Origin of the sequence: Bacillus sp. 7705b, from assembly GCF_002289525.1 — a bacterium.
GTDB lineage: Bacteria > Bacillota > Bacilli > Bacillales > Bacillaceae > Bacillus > Bacillus halotolerans.
Genome location: NZ_NSDH01000039.1, coordinates 78,779 through 101,268 on the forward strand (window position 1 = coordinate 78,779; position 22,490 = coordinate 101,268).

Annotated in this window: 21 protein-coding genes; 17 read left to right on the forward strand and 4 right to left on the reverse strand. The window is 46.6% G+C overall.

All coding sequences use genetic code 11. The features are described 5' to 3' along the window. The first annotated feature begins 102 nt into the window (after positions 1 to 102). The 16 genes from CJU60_RS15530 to CJU60_RS15610 all read left to right on the forward strand — a co-directional run bounded on the left by CJU60_RS15530 (position 103) and on the right by CJU60_RS15610 (position 17,325). Positions 103 to 1,188, forward strand: a complete 1,086-nt coding sequence (locus tag CJU60_RS15530; protein WP_095714242.1) for a M42 family metallopeptidase — start codon at positions 103 to 105, stop codon at positions 1,186 to 1,188. Between the two features lie 197 nt (positions 1,189 to 1,385). After that, positions 1,386 to 2,357: an arabinan endo-1,5-alpha-L-arabinosidase AbnA gene (gene abnA / locus CJU60_RS15540; protein WP_095714244.1), complete on the forward strand. Its 972-nt coding sequence runs from the start codon at positions 1,386 to 1,388 to the stop codon at positions 2,355 to 2,357. A 182-nt stretch (positions 2,358 to 2,539) separates the two neighbouring features. Continuing rightward, positions 2,540 to 4,030 carry an L-arabinose isomerase gene (gene araA, locus CJU60_RS15545; protein ID WP_095714245.1) on the forward strand — a complete coding sequence of 497 codons (1,491 nt, stop codon included), beginning with the start codon at positions 2,540 to 2,542 and terminating at the stop codon, positions 4,028 to 4,030. Positions 4,031 to 4,045: 15 nt separating this feature from the next. Next, complete coding sequence (araB, locus tag CJU60_RS15550; RefSeq protein WP_095714246.1) at positions 4,046 to 5,731, forward strand: ribulokinase; 1,686 nt, start codon at positions 4,046 to 4,048, stop codon at positions 5,729 to 5,731. Positions 5,732 to 5,743: 12 nt separating this feature from the next. Next, positions 5,744 to 6,433: an L-ribulose-5-phosphate 4-epimerase gene (araD, locus tag CJU60_RS15555; protein WP_024122427.1), complete on the forward strand. Its 690-nt coding sequence runs from the start codon at positions 5,744 to 5,746 to the stop codon at positions 6,431 to 6,433. Further along, positions 6,411 to 7,229 carry a sugar-phosphatase AraL gene (locus CJU60_RS15560; protein WP_095714247.1) on the forward strand — a complete coding sequence of 273 codons (819 nt, stop codon included), beginning with the start codon at positions 6,411 to 6,413 and terminating at the stop codon, positions 7,227 to 7,229. Before araD ends, CJU60_RS15560 begins: the two co-directional genes overlap by 23 nt. Further along, positions 7,226 to 8,410, forward strand: a complete 1,185-nt coding sequence (egsA, locus tag CJU60_RS15565; RefSeq protein ID WP_095714248.1) for a sn-glycerol-1-phosphate dehydrogenase — start codon at positions 7,226 to 7,228, stop codon at positions 8,408 to 8,410. The genes CJU60_RS15560 and egsA overlap by 4 nt, the downstream gene beginning before the upstream one ends. 30 nt (positions 8,411 to 8,440) lie before the next feature. Then, complete coding sequence (gene araN, locus CJU60_RS15570; RefSeq protein WP_024122424.1) at positions 8,441 to 9,742, forward strand: arabinooligosaccharides ABC transporter substrate-binding protein AraN; 1,302 nt, start codon at positions 8,441 to 8,443, stop codon at positions 9,740 to 9,742. 35 nt (positions 9,743 to 9,777) lie between these two features. Continuing rightward, a complete protein-coding gene (gene araP, locus CJU60_RS15575; protein ID WP_095714249.1) occupies positions 9,778 to 10,719 on the forward strand; it encodes an arabinooligosaccharides ABC transporter permease AraP in 942 nt (313 codons plus the stop codon). After that, positions 10,720 to 11,565 (forward strand): arabinooligosaccharides ABC transporter permease AraQ, encoded by an 846-nt coding sequence (gene araQ, locus CJU60_RS15580; RefSeq protein WP_044153972.1) that lies wholly within the window; start codon positions 10,720 to 10,722, stop codon positions 11,563 to 11,565. Positions 11,566 to 11,583: 18 nt separating this feature from the next. Then, positions 11,584 to 13,086: an alpha-L-arabinofuranosidase AbfA gene (gene abfA, locus CJU60_RS15585; protein ID WP_095714250.1), complete on the forward strand. Its 1,503-nt coding sequence runs from the start codon at positions 11,584 to 11,586 to the stop codon at positions 13,084 to 13,086. A gap of 149 nt (positions 13,087 to 13,235) precedes the next feature. Continuing rightward, on the forward strand, positions 13,236 to 13,562 hold the full coding sequence (locus CJU60_RS15590; protein ID WP_095714251.1) for a PadR family transcriptional regulator: 327 nt from the start codon (positions 13,236 to 13,238) through the stop codon (positions 13,560 to 13,562). Further along, positions 13,559 to 14,113, forward strand: coding sequence for an HAAS signaling domain-containing protein (locus CJU60_RS15595; protein ID WP_024122420.1), 555 nt, complete (start codon positions 13,559 to 13,561; stop codon positions 14,111 to 14,113). Before CJU60_RS15590 ends, CJU60_RS15595 begins: the two co-directional genes overlap by 4 nt. Then, on the forward strand, positions 14,110 to 15,000 hold the full coding sequence (locus CJU60_RS15600) for a DUF4097 family beta strand repeat-containing protein (protein WP_095714252.1): 891 nt from the start codon (positions 14,110 to 14,112) through the stop codon (positions 14,998 to 15,000). Before CJU60_RS15595 ends, CJU60_RS15600 begins: the two co-directional genes overlap by 4 nt. A 111-nt stretch (positions 15,001 to 15,111) precedes the next feature. Further along, complete coding sequence (cstA, locus tag CJU60_RS15605) at positions 15,112 to 16,908, forward strand: carbon starvation protein CstA (protein ID WP_095714253.1); 1,797 nt, start codon at positions 15,112 to 15,114, stop codon at positions 16,906 to 16,908. A 33-nt stretch (positions 16,909 to 16,941) separates the two neighbouring features. After that, positions 16,942 to 17,325: a VOC family protein gene (locus CJU60_RS15610; protein WP_044153993.1), complete on the forward strand. Its 384-nt coding sequence runs from the start codon at positions 16,942 to 16,944 to the stop codon at positions 17,323 to 17,325. Between the two features lie 37 nt (positions 17,326 to 17,362). On the opposite strand, the gene CJU60_RS15615 is transcribed toward CJU60_RS15610, so the two are convergent. The 4 genes from CJU60_RS15615 to sspI form a co-directional block, all read right to left on the reverse strand. Then, positions 17,363 to 18,697, reverse strand: coding sequence for a (Fe-S)-binding protein (locus CJU60_RS15615; RefSeq protein WP_095714254.1), 1,335 nt, complete (start codon positions 18,695 to 18,697; stop codon positions 17,363 to 17,365). After that, complete coding sequence (glcD, locus tag CJU60_RS15620) at positions 18,694 to 20,106, reverse strand: glycolate oxidase subunit GlcD (RefSeq protein WP_095714255.1); 1,413 nt, start codon at positions 20,104 to 20,106, stop codon at positions 18,694 to 18,696. Before glcD ends, CJU60_RS15615 begins: the two co-directional genes overlap by 4 nt. 103 nt (positions 20,107 to 20,209) lie before the next feature. Further along, positions 20,210 to 21,316: a CdaR family transcriptional regulator gene (locus CJU60_RS15625; protein WP_095714256.1), complete on the reverse strand. Its 1,107-nt coding sequence runs from the start codon at positions 21,314 to 21,316 to the stop codon at positions 20,210 to 20,212. Between the two features lie 69 nt (positions 21,317 to 21,385). Beyond that, positions 21,386 to 21,601 (reverse strand): small acid-soluble spore protein SspI, encoded by a 216-nt coding sequence (gene sspI / locus CJU60_RS15630; RefSeq protein WP_010335228.1) that lies wholly within the window; start codon positions 21,599 to 21,601, stop codon positions 21,386 to 21,388. A 120-nt stretch (positions 21,602 to 21,721) separates the two neighbouring features. On the opposite strand from sspI, the gene CJU60_RS15635 reads away from it, so the two are divergent. Next, a complete protein-coding gene (locus CJU60_RS15635) occupies positions 21,722 to 22,468 on the forward strand; it encodes a TrmH family RNA methyltransferase (protein WP_095714257.1) in 747 nt (248 codons plus the stop codon). Positions 22,469 to 22,490: the final 22 nt, after the last annotated feature.

A 22,490-nucleotide genomic window follows, 5' to 3' on the forward strand; every position in this document is an offset into this window, starting at 1 on the left:
GTTAAAAAAGATATACCCGCTTTTTAAGTGAAATAGTCGTATGGTTGCCGTCAGGTTTTGTATAATAATAATGCAGGACAGATGAAGGAGGTTTTTGGAATCATGGCAAAATTGGATGAAACGTTAACCATGCTGAAAGAATTAACTGATGCAAAAGGCATTCCGGGAAATGAAAGAGAAGTCAGGCAAGTGATGAAATCATACATAGAACCATTTGCTGATGAAGTGACAACTGACCGGCTTGGCAGTTTAATTGCAAAAAAAACAGGTGCGGAAAACGGTCCGAAAATTATGATTGCCGGGCATTTGGACGAAGTCGGCTTTATGGTGACACAAATCACCGATAAAGGCTTTATCCGTTTTCAAACTGTCGGCGGCTGGTGGTCTCAAGTCATGCTGGCTCAGCGTGTCACCATCGTGACGAAAAAGGGAGAGGTCACAGGTGTTATCGGATCTAAGCCACCGCACATTTTATCTGCTGAAGCGAGAAAAAAACCGGTCGATATCAAAGAGATGTTCGTTGATATCGGGGCTTCAAGCCATGAGGAAGCATTGGAATGGGGCGTACTCCCAGGTGATATGATCGTTCCGCATTTTGAATTCACGGTCATGAACAATGAAAAATTTCTTTTAGCAAAGGCGTGGGACAACCGTATCGGCTGTGCGATCGCCATTGATGTTTTGAGGAATTTAAAAGACACAGATCATCCAAACGTTGTGTATGGCGTTGGAACTGTACAGGAAGAAGTTGGCCTAAGAGGAGCGAAGACCTCTGCGCACACGATACAGCCTGATATTGCTTTTGGTGTTGATGTAGGAATAGCCGGAGATACGCCAGGGATTTCTGAGAAGGAAGCGCAAAGCAAAATGGGAGAAGGGCCGCAGATTATTCTGTACGATGCATCTATGGTCTCCCACAAAGGACTTCGTGACTTAGTTGTCAATACAGCAGAAGAAGCAGGCATTCCATATCAATTTGATGCGATCGCCGGCGGAGGAACTGATTCCGGGTCCATTCATTTGACGGCAAACGGTGTTCCGGCGCTGTCCATTACCATTGCAACACGATACATTCATACGCACGCTGCCATGCTGCATCGTGACGATTATGAAAATGCGGTAAAATTAATCACCGAAGTCATTAAGAAGTTAGACCGGCAAACGGTTGACGATATTACGTACCAATAAAGATACGGAAGAATCCGCCTTGTGAGGCGGATTCTATTTTTTTGTCTGTACAAATTTTGGTGGAGTGACTACAATAAAGGAGATACCGAAAAATTCCTGAATCTGATCACGTACGAGATGCAGCTCATTTGTAAGGAAAGGAGGATTCAATTTCACAATTTGTAAGCGCTTTCTAAAATAAGGGAGGTTTGAAAAAATTGAAAAAGAAAAAAGCATGGAAACGGTTCTTTCACTTTTCGAGTGCTGCTCTGACGGCGGGTTTGTTATTGACTTCCGCTTCTCCGGCATCCGCTGCATTTTGGGGAGCATCTAATGAATTGCTTCATGATCCAACGATAATCAAAGAGGGAAGCTCGTGGTACGCGTTTGGAACAGGCCTTACGGAAGAAAGGGGGCTGCGGGTTCTCAAATCGTCGGATGCTAAAAATTGGACCGTGCAAAAATCGATTTTCAGCACACCTTTATCATGGTGGTCCACTTATGTGCCGAATTACGGCCAAAACCAGTGGGCACCGGACATTCAATATTATAACGGAAAGTACTGGCTGTATTATTCAGTTTCTTCTTTCGGAAAAAATGTCTCTGCCATAGGCCTTGCTTCTTCAACAAGCATCAGCTCGGGAAGCTGGAAAGACGAAGGCCTGGTGATCCGGTCGACGAGCTCCGATAATTATAACGCCATCGACCCGGAACTCACCTTTGACAAGGATGGCAATCCGTGGCTTGCGTTCGGCTCATTTTGGAGCGGAATCAAGCTGACCAAGCTGGATAAGAACACGATGAAGCCTACCGGATCGCTTTATTCCATTGCGTCGAGACCGAGTAATAGCGGAGCGCTGGAGGCTCCTACCCTCACGTATCAAAATGGTTACTACTATTTAATGGTTTCATTTGATAAATGCTGTGACGGGGTAAATAGTACGTACAAAATTGCTTATGGGAGATCTAAAAGCATAACAGGGCCTTATCTTGATAAAAGCGGAAAAAGCATGCTGGAAGGAGGGGGCACCATCTTAGATTCCGGCAATGATCAATGGAAAGGGCCTGGAGGTCAGGATATTGTAAATGGAAACATACTTGTGCGCCATGCCTATGACGCGAAAGATAACGGCATTCCCAAGCTACTAATCAATGATTTGAATTGGAGTTCGGGCTGGCCGTCCTATTAAACTGATAAGCCGGGTGAATACCTGGCTTTTTTTAAAAAGAAAAGATTGACAGTATCCTACTGAATTACTATAATGAAGTTGTTCGTACAAATTAATGATAATTCACTAGTTTTTGTTTATTAGTACGTATCTATCAATTTAGAATTGGAAGCGTTTTATTTTATAAGAAAGGGGCAGTTAACATGCTTCAGACAAGAGATTATGAATTCTGGTTTGTAACAGGAAGCCAGCATCTATACGGAGAAGAAACGCTGCAGCTGGTAGACCAGCATGCAAAAAGCATTTGTGAGGGGCTTAGCGGCATTTCTTCCAGATATAAAATTAAGCATAAACCTGTTGTAACTTCCTCGGAAACCATCAGACATCTGTTAAGAGAAGCGGAGTACAGTGAGACATGCGCCGGTATTATTACATGGATGCACACATTTTCTCCTGCAAAAATGTGGATAGAAGGCCTTTCCTCTTATCAAAAACCGCTTATGCATCTGCATACTCAATATAATCGCGATATTCCATGGGGTACGATTGACATGGATTTTATGAACAGCAACCAATCCGCACATGGCGACCGCGAGTACGGGTACATCAATTCTCGTATGGGGCTGAGCCGTAAAGTTGTCGCGGGCTATTGGGATGATGAAGAGGTAAAGAAAGAAATTTCTCAGTGGATGAATACGGCGGCTGCGTTAAATGAAAGCAGACATATCAAGGTTGCCAGATTCGGAGATAACATGCGCCATGTTGCAGTAACGGACGGAGACAAGGTGGGAGCGCATATCCAGTTCGGCTGGCAGGTTGACGGCTATGGCATCGGGGATCTTGTCGAAGTGATGAATGGAATTTCTGACGATGAGGTCGAAACACTTTATGCAGAGTATGACAAGCTTTATGTCATCAGCGAGGAAACGAAACGAGACGAAGCAAAGATAGCGTCCATTAAAGAACAGGCGAAAATTGAACTTGGTCTAACCGCTTTTCTTGAACAAGGCGGATACACGGCTTTTACGACTTCATTTGAAGTGCTGCACGGAATGAAACAGCTGCCTGGGCTGGCCGTTCAGAGGCTGATGGAAAAAGGCTACGGGTTCGCCGGAGAAGGTGATTGGAAGACGGCTGCTCTCGTCCGGATGATGAAAATCATGGCTGAAGGTAAAAGAACGTCCTTCATGGAAGACTATACGTACCATTTTGAACCTGAAAATGAAATGATTCTTGGCTCACACATGCTTGAGGTGTGCCCGACAGTTGCTTTGGATCAGCCGAAAATTGAAGTACATCCGCTGTCTATCGGAGGCAAAGGTGACCCGGCGCGGTTTGTATTCAATGGCATCAGCGGATCAGCCATTCAAGCGAGTCTGGTTGATATCGGAGGGCGTTTCCGTCTCGTGCTCAATGAGGTAAACGGACAGGAAATCGAGAAAGATATGCCGAATCTGCCTGTCGCCCGCGTTCTCTGGAAGCCTGAGCCTTCATTAAAAACAGCGGCAGAGGCATGGATTTTAGCCGGCGGCGCACACCATACCTGCTTGTCTTACGAATTGACAGCGGAGCAATTGATGGATTGGGCGGAAATGGCGGGGGTTGAAAGTATCTTGATTTCTCGCGATACATCGATTCACAAGCTGAAACATGAATTGAAATGGAACGAGGCGCTTTACAGGCTTCAAAAGTAGAGAGGAGGATGTCACTTGGCTTACACAATAGGTGTTGATTTCGGAACATTATCAGGAAGAGCGGTGCTCGTTCACGTCAAAACTGGAGAAGAGCTGGCAGCGGCTGTCAAAGAATATCCACACGCCGTCATTGATACCGTCCTTCCCAAAACGGGTCAAAAGCTGCCGCGGGACTGGGCGCTTCAGCATCCGGCAGATTATCTGGAAGTCTTGGAAACAACGATTCCATCATTACTTGAACAGACTGGTGTTGATCCAAAAGAGATCATCGGGATCGGAATTGATTTTACGGCATGTACGATCTTGCCTGTCGACAGTGAAGGACAGCCATTATGTATGCTGCCGGAATTTGAAGAGGAGCCGCACAGCTATGTGAAGCTTTGGAAGCATCACGCCGCCCAAAAGCATGCTGATCGGCTCAATCAAATCGCCGAAGAAGAAGGGGAAGCTTTTTTACAGCGCTACGGAGGAAAGATTTCATCAGAATGGATGATTCCGAAGGTGATGCAGATTGCCGAAGAAGCGCTGCACATTTATGAAGCAGCTGATCGGATGATCGAAGCAGCTGACTGGATCGTGTATCAGCTGTGCGGCTCGCTGAAGCGAAGCAACTGCACAGCTGGTTATAAAGCGATTTGGAGTGAAAAAACGGGATATCCTTCAGAGAATTTCTTTGAAAAACTTCACCCTGCAATGAAAACGATTACAAAAGATAAGTTAGCGGGATCGATTCACTCAGTAGGGGAAAAAGCAGGCGGGCTGACGGAAAAAATGGCACAGCTGACCGGTCTCCTTCCGGGCACAGCAGTTGCTGTTGCGAATGTTGACGCTCATGTTTCTGTTCCGGCTGTCGGTATCACAGAACCAGGAAAAATGCTGATGATTATGGGAACCTCAACATGCCACGTTCTCTTAGGAGACGAGGTAAACATTGTGCCCGGCATGTGCGGGGTTGTGGACAACGGCATCCTTCCGGGATTTGCGGGGTATGAAGCCGGACAGTCCTGTGTGGGCGATCATTTTGAATGGTTCGTGAAAACGTGTGTCCCGCAAGCCTATAAAGACGAAGCGGAGAAAAAAAATGTCAGCATTCACGAGCTGCTGAGCGAGAAGGCAAACATGCAGGCGCCGGGGGAGAGCGGCCTCCTTGCCCTGGATTGGTGGAATGGAAACCGTTCAACCCTTGTTGATGCTGATCTAACGGGGATGCTGCTTGGCATGACGCTGCTGACGAAACCCGAAGAGCTTTACCGTGCGTTAGTTGAAGCAACAGCATACGGCACAAGGATGATTATTGAAACATTTAGAGAAAGCGGAGTGCCAATTGAAGAACTTTACGCAGCTGGCGGTATTGCTGAAAAAAACCCGTTTGTCATGCAGATTTATGCGGATGTCACAAACATGGATATTAAAATCTCAGGTTCACCGCAAGCCCCTGCCTTAGGATCTGCCATTTTCGGCGCGCTTGCGGCCGGTAAAGAAAACGGCGGCTATGATGATGTCACAGAGGCAGCGGCGCACATGGGGAAACTGAAAGATATTTCATATACGCCAAATGCTGAGCATGCCGCCGTATATGAAAAGCTATACGCTGAATATAAAGAGCTTGTTCAATATTTCGGAAAAGAGAATCATGTCATGAAGCGTCTGAAAACGATAAAAAATCTTCAATTTTCATCTGCCGCACAAAAGAATTCATAAAGGGTGATGAGCATGCTTGAAACGTTAAAAAAAGAGGTGCTGGCTGCCAACCTGAAGCTTCAAGAGCATCAGCTGGTGACCTTTACGTGGGGAAATGTGAGCGGTATTGACCGTGAAAAAGAGTTAATCGTCATTAAACCGAGCGGAGTCGAATACAGCGAGCTGACAGCCGATGACTTGGTTGTTTTGAATTTGGAAGGTGAGGTCGTAGAAGGCTCGCTCAAACCTTCTTCTGATACACCCACTCATGTTTATTTGTATAACGCGTTTCCAAATATCGGCGGGATTGTCCATACCCATTCTCAATGGGCGACAAGCTGGGCGCAAGCCGGAAGGGACATACCCCCTTTAGGCACGACACATGCCGATTATTTCGACAGTGCGATTCCGTGTACACGTGAAATGTACGATGAAGAAATCATTCATGACTACGAACTGAATACAGGCAAAGTGATCGCGGAGACCTTTCAGCACCATAAGTACGAACAGGTGCCGGGTGTGCTCGTTAATAACCACGGCCCATTCTGCTGGGGCACAGATGCCCTAAACGCCATTCATAACGCGGTGGTGTTAGAAACGGTTGCGGAAATGGCGTATCACTCTATGATGCTGAACAAGAATGTCAACCCGATCAATACTGTTCTCCACGAAAAGCACTTTTATCGAAAACACGGAGCAAATGCGTATTATGGCCAGTCATAATCCCGCAGTATCACCGGCCGGTTTTCTGATTGACTTGGACGGTACCGTATTCAGAGGAAACGAACTGATCGATGGAGCAAGAGAAGCCATCAGTACACTTCGAAATATGGGAAAGAAAATCGTCTTTTTGAGCAACCGGGGAAATATCTCCCGTGCCATGTGCAGAAAAAAACTGCTTGGTGCCGGAATAGGTGCAGATGTAAACGAAATTGTCCTGTCATCAAGTGTGACAGCAGCCTTTTTAAAAAGGAACTACCGTTTTTCAAAGGTATGGGTGCTTGGAGAACAGGGCTTGATTGATGAACTGAGGCTGGCAGGCGTCCAGACAGCAGATGAACCGAAGGAGGCGGATTGGCTTGTCATCTCGCTTCATGAAACACTCACCTACGAAGACTTGAATCAAGCCTTTAAAGCGGCCGCCGCAGGCGCTCGTATAATTGCCACGAACAAAGACCGCTATTTTCCTAATGAGGAGGGGAATGCCATCGACGTCGCCGGAATGATAGGGGCGATAGAAGCTTCTGCTCAGGCGAAGACGGAGCTTGTCGTCGGAAAGCCATCGTGGCTGATGGCGGAGGCTGCCTGTACTGCGCTGGGGCTTTCTGCACATGAATGTATGATTATAGGGGACAGCATTGAATCTGATATCGCAGCGGGAAAGCTGTATGGCATGAAGAGCGCTTTAGTGCTGACTGGTTCAGCGAAACCGGGTGAACAGCATTTGTATACGCCGGATTATGTACTGGAGTCGATTAAGGATGTAACCAAACTGGCTGAGGAGGGGATTCTGCTATGAATCATATCGCAGCTGACGTTCAGCGTGCTTTTGAACACGCGGGGGAGATGACATTTCCTGTAGAAGTAGAAGAAATTGTTCTAGAAAAACAAGCAGCCGATCGGTTGTTGGATTATGTAAAAAGAAAGAATGATCAGCGTATCGTCCTTGTCTGTGATCGGAATACGCACCGTATAGCGGGGATCGAGTTAGAAGATCGCTTGATAAAGGAAGGGCTTCAGGCGGAGTGTCTGATCATTCCGGAAAATGAAGCGGGAGATGTGGCGGCAGATGAACGGTCACTCATTCATGTGCTGGTCCATACGAAAAAATCAACAGATATCATGATCGCAGTCGGTTCGGGGACTATCCATGATATTGTGCGTTTTGCCGCCTTCCAGAGGGGGCTGCCGTTTATTTCTTATCCGACCGCCCCATCCGTTGACGGATTTACATCAGCCGGTGCGCCCATTATTTTATACGGTACGAAAACCACCATCCAAACGAAGGCCCCGTCCGCGCTGTTTGCTGATCTTGACATCTTAAAATCGGCGCCGCAGCCTATGGTGGCGGCTGGATTTGGGGATATGCTAGGCAAAATGACGTCTCTGGCTGATTGGAACATTTCTCATCAGCTCGCTGGTGAGCCATATTCATCAACAGGCGCAAAGCTCGTACAAGAAGCACTTGATGCCTGTATCGAAAACGCTGAAGACATTGCGATGAAAACGGAAACGGGCATCCGGGTCCTGATGGAGTCCTTGATTGTATCAGGACTTGTCATGCTGGCTTTGGATCATTCCCGTCCTGCTTCAGGAGGGGAGCATCATATTTCCCATTGGATTGAGATGGAATTAATGGAGAAAAAACGGCCTCAGATTCTCCATGGGGCAAAAGTGGGCTGTGCGGCCGTTTTATTGACTGACACGTACAGAAAGCTGATCCAAGCCGAAGGGCTGAACGAATTTTCTCCGCGTCAGCGGGAAGTCATTCAATCGGCTTATGAAACGCTGCCGGAAGGAAAAAAGCTGGCCGGCTGGCTGAAATCTGCCGGAGGCCCTGCGTATTTTGACGAAATCGGTGTCGGGCAGGATTCCGTCAAAAATGCCTTCAGACACGCACACACCTTAAGAGACCGCTGCACCGGATTAAGGCTCATCAATGAAAACAAAACGCTTGTCAATCATGGTCTTTATGAATAGCCCGCACCTCGAATGGAAGGGGTAACATAGATGAAAAAGATGACTGTCTGTTTTCTTGCGCTCATGATGGTTTTGACATTATTTATCGCTGGGTGTTCAGCGGAACGGTCATCCGGTAAACCGGGTGAAACGGAGCTGACTTTTTGGACATTTAACGGACTTCATGAGCAGTTTTATGTGGAAATGGTGAAAGAGTGGAACAAGAAATATCCTGACCGTCAAATTAAACTGAATACGGTCGTCTATCCGTATGGCCAAATGCACGATAATCTGTCGATTTCCTTAATCGCCGGGGAAGGCGTGCCTGACATTGCAGATGTAGAATTGGCCCGGTTTTCAAACTTTCTGAAGGGCACCGATGTGCCGCTTGCCGATTTGTCCCCGCTTATTGAAAAGGACCGGGATAAATTCGTAGAGGCGCGTCTTACGTTGTACAGCAAAAACGGCAAGCTATACGGGCTGGATACTCATGTAGGAACGACAGTTATGTTCTATAACATGGATATTATGAAAAAAGCCGGCATCAACCCGGATGATATTAAAACATGGGATGATTACCGCAAAGCCGGACAGAAAGTGCGCAAAGCGACCGGAAAGCCAATGGGAACGGTGGAAACAAATGATTCAGCAACATTTTTATCAATGATTTCACAGCAAAACTCAGGGTATTTTGATAAAAATGGAAAGCTGATCCTGAATAATGACACCAACGTAAAAACGCTTCAGTATTTAAAAGACATGATTAATGATAAAACAATGATCGCTGCACCAGGCGGCGGGCATCACAGTGAAGAATATTACGGTTTTATGAACCAAGGCGGAGCGGCTTCTGTTCTGATGCCGATTTGGTATATGGGAAGATTCATAGATTATATGCCTGATCTGAAAGGGAAGATTGCCATTCGGCCGCTTCCGGCATGGAAAGAAGGAGGCGACCGTTCAGCGGGTTTGGGCGGCACAGCCACCGTTGTGCCAAAGCAGGCCAAACATGTCGAATTAGCGAAAGAGTTTCTCGCCTTTGCGAAGGGTTCTGAAGAAGGAAACAAAAAGCTTTGGAGTGTGCTCGGGTTCGATCCGCTTCGCTGGGATGTCTGGAGCTCCAAGGAATTGAAAGAGAAAAACCAATACACGGATTACTTCCAAAACGGAACAGGCATTTTTTCTGTGCTGCTCGATATCAAGGATGAAATCAATCCGATTTATTTACATGAGGATTTTGCCAAGGCTTCAGACCTTGTCAACAGAAGCGTATTATTCGACGCGCTCAAATCTCAGCAAAAGACGCCAAAACAAGCCTTGGACAGAGCGGCAGGTGAACTGAAACAGAAATAGAATCTCATTCAAAAAGTGAAAGCGGGGAGGTTCTCATGAAACCTGTGAAAACGGGAACGGCTCATCCCGTTCCTTCGGCTGCGAAAGAATCAGGCTGGCGAGGTATTTTTTATTCGAAAAAAGCGGCGCCTTATCTGTTTACAGCGCCATTTGTTTTATCCTTTCTTGTTTTTTTTCTATACCCCATCATTAGTGTCTTCATCATGAGCTTTCAAAGAATATTGCCTGGAGAGGTGACGTTTGTCGGGTTATCCAATTACACCGCTCTTAACAACCCGACGTTTTATACCGCCCTTTTTAATACGCTGGAATATACGTTTTGGACGCTGATTGTGCTGATTCCAGTTCCATTGCTGTTAGCCATATTCTTGAATTCGAAACTGGTCAAATTCAGAAACATTTTCAAATCAGCGTTATTTATACCTGCACTGACTTCTACCATTGTGGCTGGTATCATTTTCAGGCTGATCTTTGGAGAGATGGAAACATCTTTAGCCAATTCGATTTTATTGAAACTCGGCTTTTCACCGCAGAACTGGATGAACAATGAACATACCGGCATGTTTTTGATGGTGCTGCTTGCTTCGTGGAGATGGATGGGAATTAACATCCTTTACTTTTTGGCCGGACTGCAAAATGTGCCGAAAGAGCTGTACGAAGCCGCTGATATTGACGGAGCAAATACGTTGAAAAAATTTATGCACATTACGCTGCCGTTTCTGAAGCCTGTATCCGTCTACGTTTTAACCATCAGCATCATTGGCGGGTTCAGGATGTTTGAGGAAAGCTACGTCCTTTGGCAAAATAATTCCCCGGGTAATATCGGCCTGACGCTTGTCGGATATTTATATCAGCAGGGCCTTGCTTACAATGAAATGGGATACGGGGCGGCCATCGGCATTGTCCTTTTGATTGTCATACTTGTTGTCAGCCTGATTTCATTAAAACTGTCAGGCTCGTTTAAGGGGGAGGGGTAAATGTTGCAGCACAGTCCTCAGTTTCGGGTGTACAGAATCGCGCTTACTCTATTTTTTATCATGCTGAGCCTGTTGTATATTTTCCCGATTTTCTGTCTGCTTTTAGGATCATTAAAGCCGTCATCTGAGCTTTTGCGGGTGGGGCTGAATGTTGACATTGATCCAAAAGTGATGAGTCTTGATAACTATACATTTTTGTTTAACGGCGGCAGCATTTATTTTAAATGGTTTTTTAACAGCCTTGTGCTCGGTCTATTAACGACAGTGCTTACTCTGTTTTTCTCGTCGATGATCGGATACGGGCTAGCGGTTTATGAATTTAAAGGCAGAAATATCATCTTTGTTCTTGTGCTGATTATTATGATGGTTCCGCTGGAAGTGATGATGCTCCCGTTGTTTAAGCTTACAGTCGGACTGCATTTGATCGATTCGTATACGGGTGTCATTTTGCCGTTTATCGTTTCGCCTGTAGCTGTTTTCTTTTTCCGGCAATATGCACTCGGCCTTCCGAAAGATCTGCTGGATTCAGCAAGGATGGACGGATGTACGGAATTCGGCATTTTTTTCAGGATTATGGCGCCTCTGATGAAACCGGCATTCGGAGCGATGATTATTCTCCAGTCTTTAAACAGCTGGAACAACTTCTTATGGCCCTTGATTGTGCTTCGGTCGAAAGAAATGTTTACGCTTCCAATCGGGCTGTCCAGCTTGCTTAGCCCTTACGGAAACAACTATGACATGCTCATATCCGGCTCAGTATTTGCCATTTTGCCGGTGATTATCATTTTCTTGTTTTTCCAAAAATACTTTATCTCCGGCCTGACAGTAGGCGGAGTCAAAGGATAATGAAGGAGGAAACGTGTAATGAAAAAAGCGAGAGTGATTGTGGACAAAGAATATAAAATTGGTGAAGTCGACAAACGGATTTACGGGTCGTTCATCGAGCACATGGGGCGTGCTGTATACGAAGGCATATATGAACCTGATCATCCTCAGGCTGATGAAAACGGGTTTCGCAAGGATGTTCAGGCGTTAATCAAGGAATTGCAGGTTCCGATCATCCGCTATCCGGGCGGAAACTTTTTATCAGGGTATAATTGGGAGGACGGCGTCGGACCTGTCGAGAACCGCCCGAGACGCCTTGACTTAGCATGGCAAACGACAGAAACCAATGAAGTGGGAACGAATGAATTTTTAACTTGGGCAAAAAAGGTGAACACAGAAGTCAATATGGCTGTTAACCTCGGCACGAGAGGGATAGATGCTGCCCGCAATCTCGTAGAATACTGCAACCATCCGAAAGGCTCTTACTGGAGTGATTTGAGAAGATCGCATGGCTATGAGCAGCCGTACGGCATCAAAACGTGGTGCCTGGGTAACGAAATGGATGGCCCGTGGCAGATCGGCCACAAAACAGCTGACGAATACGGACGGCTTGCCGCGGAGACGGCAAAGGTCATGAAATGGGTTGACCCATCAATTGAACTTGTTGCCTGCGGCAGCTCAAACAGCGGCATGCCGACCTTTATCGATTGGGAAGCAAAGGTGCTGGAGCATACGTACGAGCATGTCGACTATATTTCTCTCCATACGTATTACGGAAACCGGGATAACAATCTGCCAAACTATCTGGCTCGTTCCATGGATCTCGATCATTTTATTAAATCTGTTGCTGCAACCTGTGACTATGTAAAAGCAAAAACACGCAGCAAGAAAACAATCAATCTCTCTCTGGACGAATGGAATGTATGGTATCACTCAAATGAAGCTGATAAAAAAGTAGAACCGTGGATTACTGCGCGGCCTATTTTAGAAGATATTTATAACTTTGAAGATGCCTTATTGGTGGGCTCATTGCTCATTACGATGCTGCAGCACGCAGACCGTGTGAAAATCGCGTGTCTTGCACAGCTTGTAAATGTCATCGCGCCAATCATGACGGAAAAAGGCGGAGAAGCATGGAGACAGCCGATTTTCTATCCGTACATGCATGCTTCTGTCTACGGCCGAGGAGAGTCGCTGCAACCGCTTATTTCTTCACCGAAGTATGACTGCTCTGATTTTACTGATGTGCCGTATGTTGACGCCGCTGTCGTATATTCTGAAGAGGAAGAAACACTGACGATTTTTGCGGTGAACAAAGCTGAAGATCAAATGGAAACTGAAATTTCCCTCAGAGGCTTTGAATCGTATCAAATCGCAGAGCATATCGTACTTGAGCATCAGGATATTAAAGCGACAAACCAGCATAACAGAAAAAATGTCGTCCCGCATTCCAACGGAACATCGTCTGTCAGCGAAAACGGCTTAACCGCACATTTCACGCCGCTTTCATGGAATGTGATCCGTCTGCAAAAACAATCATAATAGCAACATGAGCCGGAGATCTGTCTCCGGTTTTTTATTTTTTCTTAGTAAATATGATTCAGTACCTTGTAATGTTCAGTAGCGGATGTTACCATGTGAGGGATGGTGGAAAATATAAACAAAATTAGGGCCGCAGGGAGGATTTGATCATGAATGCTCAATTTAAAAAGGGAGCATTAGAGTTATGTGTGCTTGTATGTATTGCTGAAAAAGACCAATACGGATATGAGCTGTCTCAAAACATTTCCCGGTATATGGCTATTGCTGAAGGCACCTTATATCCTCTTCTAAGAAGACTGACGAAAGAGGAGTATTTAGAAACATATATGGCTCCGTCTTCTGAAGGGCCTGCCAGAAAATATTACACGTTGTCAAAGCTTGGTGTCATGCGAATGAAATTGCTGCTGGCAGAATGGGATCAGTTCACAGCATCCGTCAACCAAATCATTGATACGGCAAGGGGAGGAGAACGATGAATCAAGAACAGTTTTTACAGGAGTTAAGTAAAGCGTTACAGCCGCTTTCTGAAGAAGAGCGGAATGAGATCTTATTTGATTTTGAGGAACATATTACCGAAGGGATGAAAGAAGGCAGGCCGGAAGCGAACATTATCAGGGAACTCGGCTCCCCAAAACAAATTGCAAAGGAATTGGTGCCAGATGTGACGGAAACTGCTCCAGCAGTGCAGCGCCCTAAGAAGAACCTCTTCCAGATGGCATGTTCAGCAGCAGCGATAAGCATCTTGAATTTGATTTTTGTGCTGGGACCAGCTATTGGCATTTTTGGAGTGTACGTAGGTTTCTGCGGGGCAGCGCTTGCACTCTCTGTATCACCAATTATGTTTGTCGGCATGGTGATGTTTCAAATGAATACGCACATGATGCTGGAGTTCTTTTTATCACTCATGTTTGGCAGTCTGGGACTGCTATCTTGTATAGGGCTGTGGCATATAGGAAAGCTGCTGTATAGCGTGAGTTTACGATATATCAGATATAATTTAAAGCTGGTGACGGGGGCGCAGACATGAAAAAAATCATAATAGGATTGATCGCAGTATTTGCAGTCGGGGTAATCGGAGCTGTCATCTCTGCAGCTGCCTCGGATTTTACAAAAGAAGAGGTGAAAGCTGCCGAAACTTATGATCCTGCAGATATTAAAAAAATTGAGGTAGCAACGAGCTCGATGAATGCAGAGGTCAAAAGCGGGCAAACGGATGATATTCAGGTAGCTGCTGAAGGACAAGTCAGTGATAAAAGCAAAAAGCTGTTCGATGTGACCCAAGATGGAAAATCATTAACAATCAATCAAATAGCACGCGAGAATATCATCTCTTTTATACCGTGGGGCAGCGAAAAGGATATGAAAATCACAATCACGATTCCGAAAAAGAAGTATGATGAGATAACCGTAACGACAACCTCTGGCGATATTCTGATAGAAAATGCGCAAACGGATCAATCAGCTGCTGACTCTACATCAGGAAATATTGAGCTGAAGCATACACGCATCGAAAACGAGCTGACGCTAAAAACAACGAGCGGAGATGTTCAAACTGATCAAAATTCATTCGGCCAAGGTGAGGTAAAGACAACAAGCGGATCAATAAAAAGCAGCCACACAACAGCTGAAAAGGTGAACTATAAGACAACTTCCGGGGATATTGATCTTCTTCAGGATCATCAGAACGAAGAGGTCGACATCGTCACTACGAGCGGAAGTGTGTCAGTAGGGTATCAGAAAGAACCTGCATCTTTGGCAGTGGATTTTCAGGCTGACTCAGGTGATGCTGCGGTCAATCTCGACCACATCCTGTATAAAGAAAAGACAGAGCACCGTGTTGTAGGTTATGTAGGTGATAGCCCCTCTAACCGTTTAAAAGTTCGTACAACCTCTGGAGACATTGAACTAAACTAACTGCCTCAAGCCGGCCCATTCCAGCCGGCTTTTTTGAATAGGAAAAAATGACCGCTTTTTGCTCTGAAATTATGATATATTTATGAAAAACAGCAAAGGGGTTGGGGAGAAATGAATGCGGTTACAATTGTGATAGCGTCAATGTGTATATTGGCTATCGCCTATCGTTTATACGGAACATTTATGATGGTGAAGGTTCTCAAAGTGAATGATGATAAGCCAACGCCTGCACATGCGCTTGAGGATGGAAAAGACTATGTGCCTACAAATAAATGGGTCTCATTCGGTCATCATTTCGCGGCCATTGCGGCGGCCGGGCCGCTGGTCGGACCGATTCTCGCGGCGCAGTTCGGTTATTTGCCGGGATTATTATGGCTGTTAATCGGGGCGGTGATAGGGGGAGCCGTCCATGATATTGTTGTGCTGTTCGCGTCAATGCGTCAAAACGGAAAGTCGCTGTCGGAAGTGGCGAAGGATGAGCTTGGTCCTGTTGCCGGCTTTTGTACGGGACTGTCCATGCTGTTTATTATTACCATTACGATGGCAGGCCTGTCGATGGTTGTGCTGCACGCGCTTGAACGGAATCCGTGGGGGACATTTGCTGTAGGGATTACGATTCCGATTGCGATGGGTGTCGGCTTGTTTTATAAGAAAACAGGGAATTTAAAGCTGGCGTCTTCTATCGGTTTTCTATTTTTAATGGCCGGAGTGTTTATCGGGCCTTGGGTGCAGACTACCGCATTTGGTGATCTGTTAACCCTTGATACGAGAACGCTTGCAATCGCGTTGCCGATTTACGCTTTTTTTGCAGCGGCACTGCCGGTCTGGCTGCTGCTCGCACCGCGCGATTATTTAAGCAGTTTTATGAAAATCGGTGTGTTTATCGCTTTAATTGCGGGTGTGTTTGTCGTGAATCCGTCCATTCCATTTCCGGCTTTTACGGAGTTTATAAAAGGCGGCGGGCCTGTGCTTGCGGGTCCTGTCTGGCCATTCATCTCGATTACAATAGCCTGCGGCGCGATCTCGGGGTTCCATGCCTTTGTCGGTTCCGGCACCACGCCGAAAATGCTTAATAAATGGAGTGATATGAAGCCGGTTGCTTTCGGTGCAATGCTTGTTGAGTGCCTTGTCGGCATTATGGCGCTGATTGCGGCGACTGCTTTGCAGCCTGCAGATTACTTTGCGATCAACAGCACGCCTGAGGTTTTCCGTACGCTCGGCATGGATGTTGTGCATTTGCCTGAACTGAGCAGGGAAATCGGTTTGGACTTAGAAGGCAGAACAGGGGGAGCCGTCACGCTTGCGGTAGGAATGACTTATATTTTTACCGGAATTCCGTTTTTCAGCCATCTGGCCTCATACTTTTTCCAATTTGTCATTATGTTTGAAGCGGTGTTTATTTTAACGGCAATCGACGCCGGCACGCGTGTGGCACGCTATTTGATTCAAGACTTCTTCGGAGAGGCGTATAAGCCGCTGAAGAAAACGGACTGGATTCCCGGATCTGTATTTGCCAGTGCGCTTGCCTGCTTTATGTGGGGCTATTTGCTTTACTCAGGTGATATCGGATCCATTTGGGCGCTGTTTGGCGTTTCCAATCAGCTGATGGCTTCAGTGGGTCTGATTATCGGAGCAACCATTGTGCTGAAAATCGCCGACAAACGCCGTTACATCCTCACCTGCCTCATTCCGCTCGCCTATTTATATGTGACTGTGAATTACGCGGGCTATTGGATGGTGCGCTATGTGTATCTCAATCCAGACGCTGCGGGTTACAGTGTCCTGAATGGCGTTTTGTCTATCATCATGCTGCTGTTAGGCTTCATCATTATCCTGGCGGCAGTGAAAAAATGGGCGCAGATGTGGAGAGATCCCAGCTTAAGAATGGAAGCCTCTATACCGGGATAAAAGGAAAAATGGAAACCTTAAGGAGGAAAAGAAATGAATTTATCAATGAAGTATATCATCCTGTATGTATCGGACAGCCAGCGCTCGATTCATTTTTATCAGCATATTTTGGGGCTGCCGATCCGCGCGGAACACGGCACATATGTAGAGTTTGATACCGGCTCCACCATTTTGGCGCTCAATACACGAGAAAGTGTCAAGGAAATGACGCCGTTAGATATACCGGAAACACCCGTTTCTTCACAAACATTTGAAATCGGGTTTGTCACTGAAAGTGTAGAAGCGGTCATCAAAAAAGTAAGAGAACACGGCATAACCATTATCGGGGAGCCTAAAGTGAAGCCATGGGGACAGACGGTCGCTTATATCGCCGACCCTGATGGACATTATATTGAAATTTGCAGTCCGATGGAATGAAGCACAAAGCCCAAAACAGTTTCTGTTTTGGGCTTTCTTATGATGTTAGCGGTCCGGCGGCTTCTAATAGCAAATCAGCAAGGTGAACAGCTCGGACCCTGTCGTTTAATCCCTCTCGTTCAATGCCGAGCTTCATCTGCAAAAGACATCCTGGATTGGCTGTTACAATGACCGCTGCTTCAGTTGCTTTGACAGCAGCCATTTTACTGTCCAGTATTTTCATTGACATGTCTGCTTCAACAATATTGTAAATTCCCGCTGATCCGCAGCAGCTGTCCGCTTTATCCATTTCTCTGAATTCAGCTCCCTTGATGCTTTGAAGAAGCTTTCTGGGCTCCGAAGATGTATGCATTACATTTCTCAGGTGGCATGAATCTTGATAGGTAATCAGCTTAGGTGTTTCAAGCTCCAAGTCTTTTTGGTGAAAATCAAGCTCAATCAAAACCGATGAAAAATCTTTTAGCTTCTGCACAAATGAAACAGCCCGCTCCGACCACTCGGGATCATCCTTCAGCAAATGGCCGTATTCAGTGAGAAAGGCTCCGCATCCGCCCGCGTTTGTAATGACAACATCTGCGTCTAGCGCTTCAAACGCGGCGATGTTTTGTTTCGCAAGCTCTTTTCCCGCATTTTTTTCGCCGCTGTGTCCATGCAGTGCGCCGCAGCATGCCTGCTCAGGCGGAATGACAATTTCACAGCCTGCCAGCTGCAGCAGTTTCAGCGTGGCATTGTTTGTCGGCAAAAACATCGTATCCATTAAACAGCCTGAAAAAAAGGCAACCCTTTTTTTAGCTGGGCCGACCGCCGGCAGTAAACGCGGCCGATGCTTCATTTCTTCACGTTTAGGCACATCCGGAAGAACGGCTTCCATCGTGCGCAAATGCTCAGGCAGAATGCGGAGCATGCCGGTTTTTCGCACAGCCGTCTGCAGCCCTGACCGCTGGTACAACCCAATGAGACTCACAGCCGAACGCATGCGGTTTTGATGCGGAAAGAGCTCCTGAAAAGCCGCTTTTCTCATAACACGCGCGCTGAGCGAGTGCTTTTTATTTTGGTGGATAATATCTCTTGCTTCCTCCAGCAGCTGTCCGTATTTAACGCCTGATGGGCATACCGGTTCACACGCGCGGCAGCCGAGGCAAAGAGACAGTGAACGCTCGACATCTTCATCCGGTTCAATCACACCGTCGGCGACTGCTTTCATTAAGGCGATTCGCCCGCGCGGCGAGTGAGATTCCTGAAAACCGGATTCGATATAGGTTGGGCAAGAAGGCAGACAGAAACCGCAGCGCATACAATTCAAAAGTTCGCTTTCATCCATACGCTCTTTAAACTCATGTTGGATCTGTTTCATTTCTTTTTCTGTTGTCATCTTTCCGTCACCACACGTTTTCTGGCATCTTTCGCAAACACTTTGCCCGGGTTTAAGATATTTTTTGGATCAAATGCCGCTTTCATTGCTTTCATTGCGGCGATGCCTTCTTTTTTCAGCTTCATTTCCAAGTAAGGCGCTTTCATGGCACCGACTCCGTGCTCCCCGGTAATCGTGCCGCCAAGCTCAATCGCTTTTTCAAAAATCTCGGCAAAAGCCTGTTCGACTCGCTCCATTTCATCTTTATTTCTTATGTCTGTCGTGCATGTCGGATGAAGGTTTCCATCCCCGGCATGGCCAAAGGTGCAGATCGAAATATCGTATTTCGCGGCAATGTCATTAATGGCTTTTACCATATTTGCGATTTCTGACCGCGGTACAGTCGCATCCTCCAAAATGGTGGTCGGCTTTAAACGGGCAAGTGCAGAAAGCGCTGAACGCCGGGCTTCAGTGAGGGCGAATGCTTCCTCATCTGTTTGTGCAGTTTGAACGGAGACGGCAGCGCCTTTTTTGCAAATTGCCTCAATTTTTTCCATGTCACGAGCCACGGTCTCAGCTGTTCCGTCCTGTTCGATCAAAAGAACCGCTTTCGCATTTGTCGGAAGGCCGATCTTGGCATAATCCTCAATCACCAAAAGGGTAGGCTGATCGAGAAATTCAAGCGTAGCCGGTATAATTTTTTCGGCAATAATGGCTGACACTGTTTGAGCAGCGGCATCAATATTTTCATAAAGGGCGAGCAGCGTCTTCTTTGTTTCTGGCTTCGGCACGAGTTTGAGAATCGCTTCTGTCACAATGCCGAGTGTCCCTTCTGAGCCGACAAAAAGGCGCGTGAGATCATACCCGGCTACATCCTTTGCAAGTTTTCCACCAGTGCGGATCATATCTCCGTTTGCCAAAACAACCTCCAGCCCGATGACGTAGTCACGGGTGACGCCGTATTTTAAGCCGCGGAGACCGCCGGAATTTTCGTTGATGTTTCCTCCGAGGGTTGATATTTTCATAGAACTCGGATCAGGCGGATAGAACAACCCCTTGCTTTCAACCGCACGAATTATATCCAAGGTAATAACGCCAGGCTGGACTGTGGCCGTCAAATTCTCTTCATCAATCTCAAGAATCTGATTCATATGCTTAAAGAGAAGAACAAGCCCGCCTTCAGTAGGGCACGTGCCCCCGCACAGGTTTGTCCCCGATCCTCTCGGAACAATCGGTACACGGTGCTCACTGCAAATGTTTAAAATACGTGATACTTCATGTGTATCTCTCGGCGCAATCACTGCATCCGGCATAGACTGAAATTGCGGTGTCGCGTCATATGAATACACGAGACGGCCGGCTTTCGAGTCATCATAGTTTTCCGGTCCGACGATTTGGATCAGCTGTTCTTTTACATCTTTGGTGATCATGTTCACCCATCCCCCTATCAAAAAACGCTTTCAATCTATTGTAAAAGAAAAAAAGCAAAGCTTTCCATGTAGGGACATACAAAAAATGAAACTGAAACTCTCTCTATTTTGTATCTTGACCTAAAAAGTAAAGCGCGACATACATCGTGACGATGTCCTCTGTACGCTGAAAACTTAAACCCGTCAGCTGTTCAGCCTTTGACAGGCGATAGCGGAGCGTATTGATATGAATATGCATCTCTTCAGCCGTTTTTTTCAGGGACAAATCGTAATGGAAGAGAGTTCGTATCGTATTCATAAGCTCTTCGTTTCGGAGCGCTTCCTGAAACACTCTTTGCGGAAATTCATGTCGTGTACCCGGGCTGATCTCAGTCAGGCACATATCAAGCTTCAGGTCTTCCTCGCATACGGCGGTTTTGCGTTTAAGGCTGACGGCTAGCGCTTTTTCTGCCTGTTCGTATGACTGCGGCAGGCCGGAGCCGCTGACAGCCCTCCCAACGCCGGCAGCTGCGCGGCTGTTTCCGAGGCGTTCAGCCAATGAACAAATAAGCTGAATTTGCCGCAAAAGCTGCTCCTTTTGTTCATGCTTCGGCACTTCGTGATTAATCAGAATACGTTCATTTCCCCATCTGATGAATAGATCGGATGGAAACACTGATTTCCAGGCGCGTGTCATTTGATCAATATCGCCCGGTGACCATTCGTGCCCTTGAATGAGGATCATCTGGCGGAGGGAGGTAAGGTCAACGCCAAGAAGCTGCGCTTTTTCGAGAAAACCCGGAGACCATTCTTTTAATTGCAGCCAGTCGATCATAAAGGATTCCAGCATTCTCTCGCGCCACTGGGTCTGCTCCAGATGCCACGATTCTTTAATGAACAGCTCTGTCATTTTCCTGAGCAGCTCCCCGTACGGCTGAATCTCAGCAGGTTCTCCCGTCAGTCCGAACACGGCGATGACATCACGCTCAGAAAATACGGGGAGGTTTAACCCCGCCTTTACCCCTTCGAGTCTCTTTTCATCTTCTTTTGTAATGATCACATTGCGTTTCTCTTTCGCGCAGATGAGCGCTCCTTCATGAAATAGCCCGACTCGCTCATCATTTGTGCTTGCGATAATGAGGCCGTCTGTGCTGACAATAATGACTTCACGTTCGTACATTTTTTTCACTTCGGCAATGATTTTTTTCGCTAACAGCGGTTGTAAAAACATGGCGGCGATCCCCCTCATGTTTTTATTATATAAGAAAAAAACCGGGCGCTGTCACCCGGTTTTGATGTGCTATTGGGCAGGTTTTAATCCGCCTTCCAGCGTCTTTAACATTTCTTGTTTCTCACTCTCAGATGCGTGCTGCCAAATGACTTCAAACAAAACGCCGAGTCCCGGAAGCATTTTTTCTTCACCGCTTTGAATCGCGTCCACAATTGTGTGCTCAAGCTGCTCCTGATCATTGCCGGTTACATTGGCAATGACGGCATGACGTAAATTAAGATCCATATGAAGCGCTCCTTTTTTCTAAAAATGTAATACGTATATTCTAACCCTGCACCCGGTTTATTATGTGCTGTTCTTGCGATATAATAACATCATGTTAAAAAAAGGAGAGCCACACAGACAGTGAAACAAATAGAATCGGCAAAAAACCAAAAAGTGAAGGATTGGAAAAAACTTCACACAAAAAAAGAACGAACAAAAACGAATACCTATTTGATTGAAGGAGAACATCTTGTTGAAGAAGCCCTAAAGAGCCCGGGCGCGGTGAAAGAAATCCTTGTCAAGGATGAAGCGAACATCCCGCCGAATCTTGATATGGGCATCCAGTGCTACGTGCTGAGCGAAGACGCGTTTTCAGCTGTTACAGAAACGGAAACACCGCAGCGGATCGCCGCTGTTTGCCATATGCCGGAAGAACATCTCGCGCCGCCTAAACGTGTGCTGCTGATTGACGCTGTTCAAGATCCGGGGAATCTCGGCACGATGATTCGCACGGCGGACGCAGCCGGTTTGGATGCGGTTGTGCTCGGTGACGGCACGGCGGATGCGTTTAACGGAAAAACGCTGCGATCCGCGCAAGGCTCCCATTTTCACATTCCTGTTGTGAGAAGAAATTTACAATCATACGTGGATGAATTAAAAGCAGAGGGCGTAAAAGTGTACGGCACAGCACTGCAAAACGGGGCGCCTTACCAGGACATTTCACCATCCGGTTCATTTGCTTTAATCGTCGGCAATGAAGGGGCAGGGGTGGATGCCGGATTGCTGGAAAAAACAGATTTAAACCTGTACGTCCCGCTGTACGGGCAGGCTGAATCACTGAACGTTGCAATTGCGGCGGCTATCCTGATGTACCACTTGCGAGGATAGTGTTGCGCCGAGCGGAGTATTT